Source organism: Streptomyces sp. MMG1121 (assembly GCF_001280015.1).
Classification (GTDB): Bacteria; Actinomycetota; Actinomycetes; order Streptomycetales; family Streptomycetaceae; genus Streptomyces.
In genome coordinates, this window is the sequence record NZ_LGDV01000190.1 from 229,790 (window position 1) to 244,271 (window position 14,482).

The 14,482-nt window shown below is 70.4% G+C and carries 12 protein-coding genes and 1 pseudogene; 7 read left to right on the plus strand and 6 right to left on the minus strand.

The window, feature by feature from the left end; genetic code table 11:
* Positions 1-5: 5 nt before the first annotated feature.
* The 4 genes and pseudogenes from ADK64_RS20550 to ADK64_RS20555 all read left to right on the plus strand — a co-directional run bounded on the left by ADK64_RS20550 (position 6) and on the right by ADK64_RS20555 (position 2,553).
* The gene (locus ADK64_RS20550) at positions 6-392 is read left to right on the plus strand and encodes a cupin domain-containing protein (protein ID WP_053661060.1); all 387 of its coding nucleotides are present in this window, start codon (positions 6-8) and stop codon (positions 390-392) included.
* 59 nt (positions 393-451) lie between these two features.
* A pseudogene (locus ADK64_RS48695) lies at positions 452-523 on the plus strand (hypothetical protein); the annotation flags it as partial.
* Positions 509-631, plus strand: coding sequence for a hypothetical protein (locus tag ADK64_RS43210; protein ID WP_324614427.1), 123 nt, complete (start codon positions 509-511; stop codon positions 629-631). The pseudogene ADK64_RS48695 and the gene ADK64_RS43210, both read left to right, overlap by 15 nt.
* Before the next feature lie 83 nt (positions 632-714).
* Positions 715-2,553, plus strand: a complete 1,839-nt coding sequence (locus ADK64_RS20555) for an NHL domain-containing thioredoxin family protein (protein ID WP_053661062.1) — start codon at positions 715-717, stop codon at positions 2,551-2,553.
* Positions 2,554-2,579: 26 nt separating this feature from the next.
* Here the strand turns inward: ADK64_RS20555 and ADK64_RS20560 are convergent, their stop codons facing one another.
* The 5 genes from ADK64_RS20560 to ADK64_RS20580 all read right to left on the minus strand — a co-directional run bounded on the left by ADK64_RS20560 (position 2,580) and on the right by ADK64_RS20580 (position 9,443).
* Entirely contained in the window at positions 2,580-4,940 is a 2,361-nt protein-coding gene (locus ADK64_RS20560; RefSeq protein ID WP_053661064.1) for a hypothetical protein, read from the minus strand.
* A gap of 101 nt (positions 4,941-5,041) precedes the next feature.
* A complete protein-coding gene (locus tag ADK64_RS46030) occupies positions 5,042-5,632 on the minus strand; it encodes a hypothetical protein (protein ID WP_159046304.1) in 591 nt (196 codons plus the stop codon).
* A 163-nt stretch (positions 5,633-5,795) separates the two neighbouring features.
* On the minus strand, positions 5,796-6,134 hold the full coding sequence (locus ADK64_RS20570; protein ID WP_053661068.1) for a hypothetical protein: 339 nt from the start codon (positions 6,132-6,134) through the stop codon (positions 5,796-5,798).
* A 104-nt stretch (positions 6,135-6,238) separates the two neighbouring features.
* A complete protein-coding gene (locus tag ADK64_RS20575) occupies positions 6,239-7,537 on the minus strand; it encodes a M18 family aminopeptidase (protein ID WP_053661070.1) in 1,299 nt (432 codons plus the stop codon).
* A gap of 79 nt (positions 7,538-7,616) precedes the next feature.
* On the minus strand, positions 7,617-9,443 hold the full coding sequence (locus ADK64_RS20580) for an acyl-CoA dehydrogenase (protein ID WP_053661072.1): 1,827 nt from the start codon (positions 9,441-9,443) through the stop codon (positions 7,617-7,619).
* Between the two features lie 218 nt (positions 9,444-9,661).
* Between ADK64_RS20580 and ADK64_RS20585 the strand changes: the two genes are divergently transcribed.
* From ADK64_RS20585 to ADK64_RS20595, 3 genes are all read left to right on the plus strand, one after another.
* Positions 9,662-10,135 (plus strand): SseB family protein, encoded by a 474-nt coding sequence (locus ADK64_RS20585; RefSeq protein WP_053661074.1) that lies wholly within the window; start codon positions 9,662-9,664, stop codon positions 10,133-10,135.
* Between the two features lie 118 nt (positions 10,136-10,253).
* Positions 10,254-11,231 carry a pirin family protein gene (locus ADK64_RS20590; RefSeq protein ID WP_053661076.1) on the plus strand — a complete coding sequence of 326 codons (978 nt, stop codon included), beginning with the start codon at positions 10,254-10,256 and terminating at the stop codon, positions 11,229-11,231.
* A 66-nt stretch (positions 11,232-11,297) separates the two neighbouring features.
* Complete coding sequence (locus ADK64_RS20595) at positions 11,298-12,374, plus strand: AI-2E family transporter (protein WP_053661078.1); 1,077 nt, start codon at positions 11,298-11,300, stop codon at positions 12,372-12,374.
* On the opposite strand, the gene ADK64_RS20600 is transcribed toward ADK64_RS20595, so the two are convergent.
* Complete coding sequence (locus ADK64_RS20600; RefSeq protein WP_053661080.1) at positions 12,314-14,467, minus strand: SpoIIE family protein phosphatase; 2,154 nt, start codon at positions 14,465-14,467, stop codon at positions 12,314-12,316. The two genes, ADK64_RS20595 and ADK64_RS20600, sit on opposite strands and share 61 nt — an antisense overlap.
* Positions 14,468-14,482 lie beyond the last annotated feature (15 nt).

Genomic DNA, 14,482 nt, shown 5'->3' on the forward strand with positions numbered 1-14,482 from the left:
AAGCCATGGAACCGATCTCTCTCGACCAGGCCCTCGCCTCCTTCACCGAGCGGTGGAGCCCCCGCATCGTCACCACCGTCAACGACTACGACGTGCGCGTGGCCAAGGTGGAGGGCGAACACCTCTGGCACGTCCATGACCACACCGACGAGTTCTTCCTGGTCCTCGACGGCGAACTGCACATCGGTCTGCGCGAGCCGTCCGGAGAGCGCACGGTCGTCCTGCCCAAGGGCTCGGTGTTCACCGTCCCGCGCGGGACCGAGCACAAGCCGTACGCGCGCGTGCCCACCGAGATCCTCGTCCTCGAACCCAGCGGCACCCTGTCGGTCGGTGACCGGCACGAGGAGGTGCCGGACCACGTGGACGCGACCACCGGTCACGCCCTGTCCTGACCGGGCGCCCGACTCGACCGGGTGACAGGGCGTTCCGCAGGTGAACTTCCGCCAACGACACGGTCTACGCGAGCGGCGGCGACAACATCGTGCAGGGCGGCAAGGGCGACGACGTCCTGTACGGCAACAGCGGCGACGACCGGCCGTACGGCAACAGCGGGAACGACAGGCTGTACGGCGGTGCCGGCCGGGACGCGCTCTCCGGCGGCCCCGGCACGGACGTGGTCCGCCAGGACTGAAGAGCCTGAACCGGTTGTCCACAGCAAGCGCTTGTCCACAGGTGCCGGAGTGGTGGTCGGAGGCGGGTGGCACTCTTGGATCCATGACCGACTCCGCACCCCGACGCGTCCGTGTCCGCGCCCCCGAACTGATTGGCAAGGGCGGCTGGCTCAACACCGGCGGGAAGGACCTGAAGCTCGCCGACTTCCGAGGTCGCACGTTGATCCTCGATTTCTGGACCTTTTGCTGCATCAACTGCCTGCACGTCCTGGACGAGCTGCGCGAGCTGGAGGAGAAGCACCGGGACACGGTGGTGGTCATCGGCGTGCACTCCCCGAAGTTCGTGCACGAAGCGGAGCACCAGGCGGTCGTGGACGCGGTGGAGCGTTACGGCGTGGAGCACCCGGTGCTGGACGACCCGGAGCTGGCCACGTGGAAGCAGTACGCGGTGCGCGCCTGGCCGACGCTCGTCGTGATCGACCCCGAGGGGTACGTCGTCGCCCAGCACGCGGGCGAGGGCCATGCGCACGCGATCGAGCGGCTGGTCGAGGAGCTGGAGGCCGAGCACGAGGCGAAGGGCACCCTGCGCCGCGGCGACGGCCCCTACGTGCCGCCGGAGCCGGAGCCGACGACCCTGCGCTTCCCGGGCAAGGCACTGTTGCTGCCGTCGGGGAACGTGCTGGTGACCGACACCACCCGGCATCAGCTGGTGGAGCTGGCGGAGGACGGCGAGAGCGTCGTACGGCGCATCGGCTCCGGCGCGCGAGGCTTCTTCGACGGCGGCCCCGGGGAGGCGTCCTTCAACGAGCCGCAGGGCCTCGCGCTGCTGGACGACGGCACGGTGGTGGTCGCGGACACCGTCAACCACGCCCTGCGCCGCCTGGACCTCGGCACGGGCGCGGTCACCACCGTGGCCGGCACGGGCAGACAGTGGTGGCAGGGTTCCCGCACCGCGGGCCCGGCCCGCGAGGTGGACCTCTCCTCCCCGTGGGACGTGGCGGTGTTCGGCGGCAAGGTATGGATCGCCATGGCCGGCGTGCACCAGCTGTGGACGTACGACCCGGCCATGCGGACCGTCGCGGTGGCGGCGGGCACCACCAACGAGGGTCTGGTCGACGGCCCCGGCGCCGAGGCCTGGTTCGCCCAGCCCTCCGGTCTCGCGGCCACCGCCGAGCGGCTGTGGCTGGCCGACTCCGAGACCTCCGCGCTGCGCTGGGTGGACCTGGACGGACACGTCCACACCGCGGTCGGCACCGGCCTGTTCGACTTCGGTCACCGGGACGGCGCCGCCGGGCAGGCCCTGCTCCAGCACCCGCTGGGCGTCACCGCCCTGCCGGACGGTTCGGTCGCGGTCGCCGACACCTACAACCATGCCCTGCGTCGCTACGACCCCGCGACCGGCGAGGTCACGACGCTGGCCACCGATCTGCGCGAGCCGAGCGACGCCGTCCTCGCCGGTGAGGACATCGTGGTCGTCGAGTCGGCCCGGCACCGGCTGACCCGGTTGCGGCTGCCGGAGGAGGCGGTGCGGGTGGAGTCGGTCGCCCACCGCACCCGGCGCGCGGCCACCGAGGTCACCCCCGGCCGCCTCCGCCTCGACGTGATCTTCCAGGCCCCCGCAGGCCAGAAGCTCGACGTTCGTTACGGCCCCTCCACCCGCCTGCTGGTCTCCGCCACCCCGCCCGAGCTGCTGCTCAAAGGTGAGGGAGCGGACACCGACCTCGCACGCGAGCTGGAGCTGAACCCCGCCGTGCCAGAAGGCGTCCTGCACGTCTCGGCCATGGCGGCCTCCTGCGACGATGACCCGGCCAACGAATACCCCGCCTGCCACGTCCACCAGCAGGACTGGGGTGTCCCGGTCCGACTCACGGAGGGCGGCGCGGACCGCCTGGCGCTGGTTCTGGCGGGGATGGACGAGCCTTCCGCGCCAGGACAGAGCTAGGAGTCAGGGCCTGGGGGCCTGCCGGATCACGCGTCCACGTCCTCCAGGTCCTTCTCTGCTCGCGATTCCTCCTCCCGCGGCTCGCCCTCCTCCGGAGTGATCCTGCGGCGCAGGTTCTCCACGTCGGTCAGGACGCCGACGAGGAGTTCGTGCAGAGCGTTCAGCTGGTCCATCGGGACGATGGGGGTGTGCCCCCCGACCTCCGGCTCCAGGGTGTGCAGATGGTCCAGGGCATCCCGGGCGGCCTGGACCCCGAGCCGGAGAGCCTTCCGGTGCGCGGCGGCGCGCTGGCTGGGCGGAGTCGTGAGGTCCTCGTCCCGGGGGCCGGGCAAGGACGCCCCGTCCACGGTCCCCGAGCCTGCGCCGACGCTGCCGAACTGGAACAGCGGTGTTCCGGAGTCCGCAGCGCCGGACGTCTCGCCGGTCTCGTCGGCGGAGGTGTCGCTCTGCTCCGGCTCCGTCTCGTCGTTCGGCGCGGGCGGAGCCGAAGGCGAGGGGGGGACCGGCCCCGCGAGCTTCGCCATGCGCTCCGGGTCCGAGGCGGCGACGACGTCCCACTCGTACAGCGGCACCGGCACGCCGTCGCCGTCGACGGCGATGCGGTCCTTCGCGTCGAGGTCGACCTTGAAGTAGATGTAGGGCGGTTCGTCGGACGCCGCCGACTCCTTGCCCGTGAGGCTCTGCTTGGGCACGGAGTTCCGCGGCAGGTCGTCGCTGCGGAAGGTGTTGGCGGCCAGCGCGAGGGTCCACAGGCCGAGTTCGTTCGCCGGCCGGGAGAGCCCTTCGATGACCTTGTTCACGTCCGATCGGAAGGGGACTCCGCCCTTGTCCTTCCTGGCCCCCAGAGACGAGCCGACGTTCCTGGTCAGGAGCTTGTCGGCGATCAGCGCGACACCGCCGGCCACCGCCAGGGTGCGGCGGGCGTCGTCGTCGCCGTTCATCGCCGGTTCGATCAGCGTGGTGAAGTCCTCGGTGGGGACCGGACTCCAGCCCTGGGTGACGTCGGCCGACAGCACACCGCCGTTGTTCCACGCGTTGCGCGCCTGCTTGGTGACCAGCTTCTTCTTCGCGCGCCACGGCAGATCGACGATAGGCCCGAGCAACTCGCCGAACCCCTTCATGCTCATCCGCTGGCCGCCCTTGATGGCCTTGGCCTGGTCTTTGAGCAGCTCAAGGAGGTCCGGTTGGGTCAGGGCGCTGATCAGGTAGACGGCACGCCACAGGGCGGTCCCCTCAGCGGCCGGTTCACCTCCGAAGACCTGCGGAAGTTCGGCCACCGGGATACGGCCGACGGCAAGGCCGTACACAGCCTGGAGGTCGGCCGTGTTCCAGCGTGGGTCGCCCTGCTGGATGATCCGCTTCAAGGCCCGGGTGATGACCTCGACGTTCTGGGCCGCCGCGTCCCACTGCTTGAATTCGACGTGCACCGACGCCAGTACGGAACGGACGGCGTCGTCGAAGATGTCCTCGGGCGCCAGCACCCGGCCCTCGTGGCCCTCGACTCCGACGGCGATCTGTGCCGGAACGACGTAGGACTGGGCGATCTGGGCGGCCCGGATCCCCGGCGTCGCGCCGCGCATCTCGGCGTCGAACTCCTGGCGCAGTGTCTGCCGCCATTGTGCCCGTCCGGCGGCCAGCCGCCGGACGAGACCGGACCCCGTCGCCGACACCGTCGAACCGCCGAGCAGTGCGGAGGTGGCCAGCTCGGCCACCTCCGCGGGATCGGCCCCATGTCCGGCCAGTACCGCCCAGGCGCTGGCCAGCCGGGTGATGCCGTCGCGTACGACGAGCACGTGAATCGGTTCCGTGCCGTCCTCGAACGCGATCTCGACGGGGTGGGTGATCAGGTTGCGGGTCACCGAGCGCGTGAGGATCGATGTCGCGTAGCTGTTGAGCGACAGCGTGGCGTGGATGGTCTGCCACACGTGATTCCGCAGGTGGGAGGGGTCCTGGTAGCGGTACTGCACGATCGCGCCCGGTCGGCCGTCGTGGGTGATTCCGTGCACCTGCGGATCGGGGACCTCCGAGACCTCCATGCCCGTACGGGGCTGGGGACCGGGGAACAGCTCGCTCAGCAGGACTCTGGTGACGACCGAACGCAGCGTCGCGCCCTCGACGTTCTCGACCATCAGCAGCCCTGAGGGCTCGTCCGGTGTGGGGCGGAGCTGAACGGCCAGCGCGTCAGGGCGAGTTGTGGCGCTTGCTATGACCTCCCACGCCGCGTCCGGCAGCCAGACGCCCGGATTGGCCCGGCCCGCCTCGGTCACCGAACGCAGGTGTGTGTCCGTGGAGTCGGGGGGCAGTTGGCGGGCCACATTGGTCACGCGGATGGCGTCGCTGCCCCAGGAAACGTCGAGGGACAGCGCGGAGGAAGCGCTGTTGGACATGAGGACAGACCTCCATGGTGGATGGCCGGGCGGGGCGAGTGACATGCACTCACCCCGTTTGGCCGGATATCAGTGAGTAATGCCCTTGCGGAGCAATCGCTTCAGATCGCAAAGGAGTTGACGCCGGGGAGGCCGGAGCCGCGGTGGCGGTCGTAGGCCTCCAGTTTCGGCGCGAGCAGAAGGAGCTCGCTCTCGGCCGCGGTGCAGGGGAGCAGTTCCGGCGAGGGAGGTTCCGGCGCGGGGGCCGCCGGGGTCAGCCGGAACCAGCGGATGCCCTGGGGGGTGGGAAGGACGGCGAGCCCGGTCTGCCGTCCGTCGAGGAGCTTGGTGCTCGTCCAGCCGAGGAGATGCGGAATGACCTGGTGGATGTGGTGCTTGCCCAGGTGGACCGCCGTCATGGTTCCAGGCAGGTCGGGAAGGGTGTCGGCGAGGCGTCGGTACAGTGACCGCCCTAGCGCCGGATCCCACCGGGGCCGCCCCGCCGTGAAGCCGAGGGGCCATTCACCCTTGACAAGTCTACTGGGGTGTGGTAATTGCCCTTTTGAATGCCTCAATCGATCATCCAGGATGCTTGCCAACGGCTGGACGGCCCGGGTGATCTCGCTGGCGAGCAGGTCCAGGATGACGGCCGACCGCTGGGGCGGCTTGCCGGAGAGGCCGACCGCAAAGATGGGTATGTCCTCGTTTCCCATGACGCCCTCCTCGTGAACTGACGGCGGACGGCCGGGAGTTCAGTCGTCCGATGCGCGCAGACTTAAGGATGGTGGACGCAACGTGGCGCGGTCCAGCGAGTTGGGGTGCATTCGATCTTCGGCGTAGACCGAATGTAGACAACTGTCTGAGGTCAACTAGTCCTCACGCCAAGTTGCGCTTGGCGGCAGGGTAGTTCTCGAACAGTTGGGGCAACGGGTTCATCTTGATCTTGTCCAGCTCCGCCAGCGCTGCGGCGACGGCCATGACTTCGCCGAGGGCGCTGTCGCGCTGCATGACCCAGACGAACTCGTTCTCGGACCTCGGCAGCGTCCGGGGGAGGGTGACGAGGCCCAGTCGGTCGAACTCGTCGCTGATCTGATCGCACAACTCCGCGCTCAGCCGGGCGCGCTCCGGTGCGGCGTGCTTCTTGATGAAGTGCATGGACAGGCGCTTGATGCCGTGGTCGACCTCGACGGCGTGCTTGATAATTGTGAAGTCCATAACTCAGTAGTTTACTGAATTAGTAAGCCGGTTGTATGCGGAATGGCTGGACCCGCCATGGCGAACAGGTGGATCCAGCCATCCGTCGGGGCTTCGCGTCCCCTTTAGCCCTCCAGGAACGCCACCAGCGCGTTCGCCAGCAGGTACGGGTCGTCGGCGCCGCACAGTTCGCGGGCGCTGTGCATCGAGAGGATCGCCACGCCGATGTCGACCGTGCGGATGCCGTGGCGGGCCGCGGTGATCGGGCCGATCGTGGTGCCGCACGGCATGGAGTTGTTGGAGACGAACGACTGGAAGGGGACGTTCGCCTTCTCGCAGGCCGCGGCGAAGATCGCACGGCCCGAACCGTCCGTGGCGTAGCGGTTGTTGACGTTGACCTTGAGGATCGGGCCGCCGTTGACCCGGGGGTGGTGGGTGGGGTCGTGGCGCTCGGCGTAGTTGGGGTGGACGGCGTGGCCGGTGTCGGAGGACAGGCACACCGTGCCGGCGAAGGCGCGGGCCCGGTCCTCCCACGAGCCGCCGCGGGCGAACACCGAGCGCTCCAGGACCGAGCCGAGCAGCGGGCCGTCGGCGCCGGTGTCCGACTGGGAGCCGTTCTCCTCGTGGTCGAACGCGGCCAGCACGGGGATGTGAGCGAGCGGGGCACCGGAGGTCACCGCCGAGGCGAGTGCGGCCGTGGCCGCGTGCACCGACAGCAGGTTGTCCATGCGCGGGCCGGCGAGCAGCTCCCGGTCCCGGCCGAGGTAGGCCGGCGGCTCCACCGGGTGCACCATCAGGTCCCAGCCCGCCACCGAGCCGGCCGCGAGCCCCGCCTCCTGCTCCAGGAAGCCGATCAGGTCGCCCTCGCGGACGTCGTCGCCCAGACCCCACACCGGCTGGAGGTGCCGCTGCTTGTCGAGCTTGAGGCCCTCCGTGGACACCGAGCGGTCCAGGTGGATCGCCAGCTGGGGGACGCGCAGCAGCGGGCGGTCCACGTTCACCAGGACCGAGGAGCCGTCGCGCAGGGTCAGCCGGCCGGCCAGCCCCAGGTCACGGTCGAGCCAGGAGTTCATCAGCGGGCCGCCGTACAGCTCGACGGCGACCTGGCGCCAGCCGTGCGCCCCGCTGTCCGGCCGCGGCTTGACCCGCAGGTTCGGGGAGTCGGTGTGCGCGCCGACGATGTGGAACGGGGTGTGCGGCTCGGCGCCCTCGGGGACGTACCAGGCCACGATCGCGCCGCCGCGCAGCACGTACTTGCCGCCGGTGGTGCCGTCCCAGGCGTCCGTCTCCGCGACCTGCCGGAAGCCGGCCTTCTCCAGCCGCTCCGCGGTGGCGGCCACCGCGTGGTACGGCGACGGGCCGGCCGCCAGGAAGGACATCAGGTCGTCGGTGTGGCCGCGGTCGAAGCGGGCTGGTGCGCTCATGGGATTCACCTTAACGACGGGAACGGGCTCGCTCCCCGGATGGGAGCGAGCCCGTGTGAACGTTCGATGGACCTGCCGACTAGAACGCGGCCTCGTCCAGCTCCATCAGGTCCAGCTCGACGGTGCCGGCGACCTTGCGGGCCAGGGTGACGCCCGGCAGGACGTTCGCCGCGAAGAACTTCGCCGCGGCGATCTTGCCGGTGTAGAACGCCTTGTCCTTCGCCGGGGCGGTGGCCAGCTTCTCGGCGGCGATCGCGGCGCCCTTGAGCAGCAGGTAGCCGACGATGACGTCACCGGAGGCCAGCAGCAGGCGGGTGGTGTTCAGGCCCACCTTGTAGATGTTCTTGGTGTCCTGCTCGGTGGCCGCGAGGTCGGTCAGCATCAGGCCGACGATCGCCTCCAGCTCCACGGCCGCCTTGGCCAGGTGCTCACGGGCGCCGGCCAGGTCCTCGCCGCCGGTGCCGAGCGCCAGGAACTTCTTGATGTCCTCGGCGAGGGCGTTCAGCGCGGAGCCCTGGTTGCGGACGATCTTCCGGAAGAAGAAGTCCTGGCCCTGGATCGCCGTGGTGCCCTCGTACAGGGTGTCGATCTTGGAGTCCCGGATGTACTGCTCGATCGGGTACTCCTGCAGGAAGCCGGAGCCGCCGAAGGTCTGCAGCGACTGGGCGAGCTGCTCGTAGGCCTTCTCGGAGCCGTAGCCCTTGACGACCGGCAGAAGCAGGTCGTTCAGCGCGTGCTCGGCGGAGCTGTCCTCGCCGTTCGCCTCCTTGACCTGGATCGCGTCCTGGACCGAGGCGGTGTACAGCACGAGGGCGCGCATGCCCTCCGCGTACGCCTTCTGCGTCATCAGCGAGCGGCGCACGTCCGGGTGGTGGGTGACGGTGACCTTGGGCGCGGCCTTGTCCATGAAGTTCGCCAGGTCGGGGCCCTGGACGCGCTCCTTGGCGTACTCCAGCGCGTTCAGGTAGCCCGTGGAGAGCGTGGAGATCGCCTTCGTGCCGACCATCATGCGGGCGAACTCGATGATGCGGAACATCTGGCGGATGCCCTCGTGCTTGTCACCGATGAGCCAGCCCTTGGCGGGGTGCTGGTCGCCGAAGGTCATCTCGCAGGTGTTGGAGGCCTTCAGGCCCATCTTGTGCTCGACGTTGGTGGCGTAGACGCCGTTGCGCTCGCCCAGCTCGCCGGTCTCGAAGTCGAACTCGTACTTCGGCACGAGGAAGAGGGACAGGCCCTTGGTGCCGGGGCCGGCGCCCTCGGGGCGCGCGAGCACGTAGTGGAGGATGTTCTCCGACATGTCGTGCTCACCGGAGGTGATGAAGCGCTTCACGCCCTCGATGTGCCAGGAGCCGTCCTCCTGCTGGACCGCCTTGGTGCGGCCGGCGCCCACGTCGGAGCCCGCGTCGGGCTCGGTGAGCACCATCGTGGAGCCCCACTGCTTCTCCACGGCGATCGAGGCGATGTGCTTCTGGACCTCGTTGCCCTCCTCGAAGAGGATGCCGGCGAACGCGGGGCCCGAGGAGTACATCCACACGGCCGGGTTGGCGCCCAGGATCAGCTCGGCGTAGGCCCAGATCAGGGAGCGCGGCGAGGTGGTGCCGCCGATCTCCTCGGGCAGGCCGAGCCGCCAGTACTCGGAGTCCATGAAGGCCTGGTAGCTCTTCTTGAAGGACGCGGGGACCGGCGCGGTGTTGGTCTCCGGGTCGAAGACCGGCGGGTTGCGGTCGGCGTCGGCGAAGGATTCGGCCAGCTCGTTCTCGGAGAGGCGGGTCAGCTCGTCCAGGACGCTCTTGGCGGTCTCGACGTCCATCTCCTCGAAGGGGCCGGTGCCGTACACCTTGTCGCGCCCCAGTACTTCGAAGAGGTTGAACTCGATGTCGCGGAGATTCGGCTTGTAGTGCCCCATGGCGACGGCTCCGTAGAGAGATCGGCGAGGCACTGACTCCTCGCGCCTAATTCACGTACCAACAAGTAGCTACGATGATGCTACCCGTCGGTAATAAGACGCAACCCCTACCGGTCCAAGTGTGAGAAGGGTCTACTCGACCCCGCTCGCCGGCAGTGCCACCGCGCCGCCCGGTTCCCCGCCACCCGCCCGGATCCCTCCCTCGGTACGCTTGCGCCATGTACGGCTACGACCAGAATGCTGGCGCTCAGCAGCAGTACGCCCCGCCGCAGCAGCCGGGCGGTGCCGGTGGGTACGGCCAGCAGCCGCCGCTCTACCCGGAGCCGTCCCCGCCCTCGCTCGCGGACGCGGTGCGTGCCTTCACCACCGGGCAGATGTCCGCCGAGGACTTCCAGCAGATCTTCGCCACGTCGAAGGTGTACTGCCCGCGCGGTGACACCCCCGGCTTCCTCGCCCTGCACAACACCCAGCAGCCGGTGATCCCGATGTTCACCTCGCTGAAGGAGCTGCGCCGCTACGCGGGCAAGGAGTCCAAGTACTTCGTGATCACCGGCGCCGAGGTGATCGATCTGCTGCCGACCGGCTACGGATTCGTCCTGGACATGGAGGGCGAGCACCGGATGGTGTTCGACGCGAAGGCGGTCGAGCAGATGGTCGACTTCGCGATGCGCCGGATGTACGGCGGCGGCTGAACCGCACGCGCGCCACGACGCGACGAGCCCGGAGGGAATGCCCTCCGGGCTCGCTGTGTTGTGGGGTGGCAGAAAGTTCAACGCTCAACTAAAGTGGGCGCACAAGGAGGTACCGACCATGCCTGCAGTGACCGTCGAGAACCCGTTGACGCTGCCCCGCGTGACCGCTCCCGCCGACGCCGTCGCGCGTCCGGTGCTGGCCGTCAGCACCGCTCCGAGCGGTTTCGAGGGGGAGGGTTTCCCGGTGCGCCGGGCGTTCGCGGGGATCAACTACCGCCATCTCGACCCGTTCATCATGATGGACCAGATGGGCGAGGTGGAGTACGCGCCGGGCGAGCCCAAGGGCACCCCCTGGCACCCGCACCGCGGCTTCGAGACCGTCACCTACATCATCGACGGCATCTTCGACCACCAGGACAGCAACGGTGGTGGCGGCACCATCACCAACGGTGACACCCAGTGGATGACCGCGGGCTCGGGCCTGCTGCACATCGAGGCTCCGCCGGAGTCCCTCGTCGTGTCCGGCGGCCTCTTCCACGGCCTCCAGCTGTGGGTGAACCTGCCCGCCAAGGACAAGATGATGGCCCCGCGCTACCAGGACATCCGCGGCGGCAACGTCCAGCTGCTCACCACCCCCGACGGCGGCGCGCTGCTGCGGGTCATCGCGGGCGAGCTGGACGGCCACCAGGGTCCCGGCGTCACGCACACGCCGATCACGATGATCCACGCGACGCTCGCCCCGGGCGCGGAGGTCACGCTGCCCTGGCGCGAGGACTTCAACGGCCTGGCCTACGTCCTCGCGGGCCGCGGCAGCGTCGGTGCGGAGCGCCGGCCGGTCCACCTCGGCCAGACCGCGGTGTTCGGCGCCGGGTCCTCGCTGACCGTCCGTGCGGACGAGCGGCAGGACGGCCACACCCCGGACCTGGAGGTCGTCCTTCTCGGCGGCCGGCCGATCCGTGAGCCCATGGCCCACTACGGCCCGTTCGTCATGAACACCCGGGAGGAGCTGCAGCAGGCCTTCGAGGACTTCCAGAAGGGGCGGCTCGGAACCATTCCCGCAGTGCACGGGATGACGTCCGAAGGCCCGCGGGGCTGACCTGCCGCCCGACTCGGTCGGCGCGGAAAACAGGACACCCGCCGCTGTGCATGATCCGCTGGACGTGTGCAGCTGTTGCCCGATGCCGTCCGCCGCCTTGCCGCCTGGTGCGTCGTGCTGCTGCTCGTCGCCGGGGTGGGCTGGGTGGCGGTGCGGCTGTGCGGGGAGTTCCGGACGGCCGTCACGCCGGTGCTGCTCGCACTGCTCGGGACCGCGCTGCTCGGGCCGCTGTACCGGCGGCTGGTGCAGGCCCGGGTGCAGCCGTCGATCGCGGCCGGCCTGACCTGCGTCGCCGTCGTGGCCGTCGTGGGCGGTGCCGTGTACATCGTCGTCGCCGCCCTCATCGACACCGGGAACCAGATCATCGCCTCGCTGCGGGAGGCCGCCAAGTCCGTCTCCGCGCACTTCGGGGCCGCCGGTACCGGGCTGGACGACCTCGCCGCCAACTCCCGCAAGCTGCTGGGCAAGTTCGGCGGGACGGCCGCGTCCAACGTGATCAGCGGGGTCAGCGTCGTCGGCGAGAGCATCGCCATGGCCGTACTCGCCCTGCTGCTCGTCTTCTTCTTCCTGCGCGACTCCCACCGGGCCGTCGAGACCCTGAGATCCATCGCGCCCGGCGGCACCGCCGACACCCTGGAGGCGATCGCCCGACGGGCCTTCGAGGCGGTGGAGGGCTTCATGCGCGGGACCACCGTCATCGCCCTCATCGACGCCCTGTGCATCACGGTCGGGCTGCTGATCCTCCAGGTGCCCGGCGCGATCGGGCTCGGCGCGCTGGTCTTCGTCGGTGCCTACATCCCCTATCTCGGCGCCTTCATCTCCGGCGCGGTGGCCGTCCTGGTCGCCCTCGCCGACCGCGGCTTCGTCATCGGGCTGTGGGCGCTCGGCGTCGTCCTGGCCGTGCAGGTGCTGGAGGGGCATGTGCTCCAGCCGGTCATCCAGAGCCGGACCGTGCAGATGCACCCGGCCGTGGTGATGCTCGCGATCACCGCGGGCGCCTCCGTCGCGGGCATCCTCGGCATGCTGCTCGCCGTACCGCTGACCGCCGCCGCCTTCGGGGTCGTACAGGAGCTGCGGGTCCGTTACGCGGCACCCTCCGCGTCGGCGGCCAAGGCGCCTCCCGACGCGTCTTCGACCTCGTAGAGCTCGAACCAGATGCTCTTGCCCTCGCCGCGCGGGTTCACGCCCCAGGCGTCGGCGAGCAGTTCGATCAGCATCAGGCCGCGCCCGGAGGAGGCCAGTTCGCCGGGGTGGCGCTTGTGCGGCAGGTCGTCGCCCGCGTCGGTGACCTCCAGCCGCAGCCGGCGCGCGCCCACCTCGCCGGTGACCTCGGCCAGCAGCAGCGCGTCGGCGTCGGTGTGGACGAGGACGTTGGTGACCATCTCCGAGACCAGCAGCACCGCCGAGTCGACCTGCTCGGGAGAGATCCAGTCGTGCAGCAGCTCGCGCAGATGCCGGCGGGCCCCGGCGATCCGGTCCGGCTCGTCCTGGGCCACCGACAGCAGCGTGCGCCGTACCGTCGGCCGTGCCGTGCCCTCCTGGCGCCGGCCCAGCAGCACCAGCGCGATGTCGTCCTCGCGGCGGTCGGCGAGGGGGCCGGTGGTGTAGTGCGAGGACGGCCCGTGCACGCCCTGCACCAGCGCGTCGGCCAGCGACTCCAGGCCGCCCCCGTCGTCTCCCCGGTGGTCCTCCAGGATCGCCCGCAGCCGCTGCCAGCCGCTCTCCAGGTCGTGTCCGCCGGTCTCGATCAGGCCGTCGGTGCACAGCATCAGGGTCTCGCCGGGTTCGAGGGCGAACCGGGTCGTCGGATAGTCCGCGTCCGGGTCGATGCCCAGCGGCAGTCCGCCCGCCGTCGGCCGCATCATCACCGTGCCGTCGGCCATCCGGATCGCCGGGTCCGGGTGCCCGGCGCGGGCGATCTCCAGCAGCCCGGTCACCGGATCGACCTCCGCGTACACACAGGTCGCGAAGCGCAGGTCGGCCGGCTGGTCGTCCTGGTCGCCGTGCGTGATCCCGTGCAGGAAGCGGGAGACGCGGGAGAGCACGGCGTCCGGGTGGTGGCCCTCGGCGGCGTAGGCGCGCAGGGCGATGCGGACCTGGCCCATGAGACCCGCCGCCCGTACGTCATGCCCCTGGACGTCCCCGACGACCAGCGCGAAGCGGCCGGAGGGGAGCGGGACCATGTCGTACCAGTCGCCGCCGACCTGGAGCCCGCCGCCGGTCGGGATGTACCGGGCGGCCACCCGCATCCCCGGGATCTCCGGGCCCAGCAACGGCAGCATGGAGCGCTGGAGGCCCTCCGTCAGCTCCCGCTCGGACTCGGCGGCACCGGCCCGGGACAGCGCCTGGGCGAGCATCCGGGCGACCGTGGTGAGGACCGCGCGCTCGTCGGGAGTGAACGCCACCAGGTGGGTGAAGGCGGCCATCCAGGCGCCCATCGTGTGCCCGGCCACCGTCAGCGGCAGGAAGGCCCAGGACTGGCGGCCGAAGGGCTGGGCGAGCGGCCAGGTGACCGGGTAGCGCTCCTTGTACTCCGCCGGCGAGGAGAGGTAGACCGCCCGCCCGGTGCGCGCGACCTCGGCCGCCGGGTAGTCGGTGGCCAGCGGCATGTTCGAGAAGGGGTTCATGTCGCCGGGTTCGTGCCCGTGCTGGCCGATGATCGTCAGCCGGTCGCCCTCGGCTCCGAAGACCACGAGCCCGTCCGGGGAGAAGCCCGGCATCGACAGGCCGCCCGCCACCCGCAGCACTTCCTCGGTCGACCGGGCCTCCGCCAGCGCCCGGCCCGCGTCCAGCAGGAACGCCTCCCGCGAGCGCCGCCAGTCCCCGGTGACCGCGCTGCGCCCGGCCGCCGTGCCCGGGGCCGGTTCGGTGACCTCCTGGAGGGTGCCGATCAGCTCGTAGGCTTGGCGATCGGGGGCGAAGGACGGCTTGGAGCGGCTGCGGACGACCCGCAGGACCCTCCCGTGCTCGTCCATGATCCGGATGCGCACCTCGGCGAGCGTGCCCTCGGCGACCGCCAGCGGGATCACCCCGGTGATCTCGTTCCAGTCCGCCGGGTGCAGCCGGGCCCTGGTCTGGGCCTCCGTGAGGGTGACCGGCTCCGGCGGCAGCCCGAGCAGCCGCGCCGCCTCCGCGTCTACGGTGACCAGTCCGGCGGCCGTGTCCCAGTGCCACAGCCCGGTCGCGAGGGCAGCGAGGACGTCCCCGAGGGACGGAAGGGGCTCGCCTGTGCGCATTGCCCCACTTTAGGA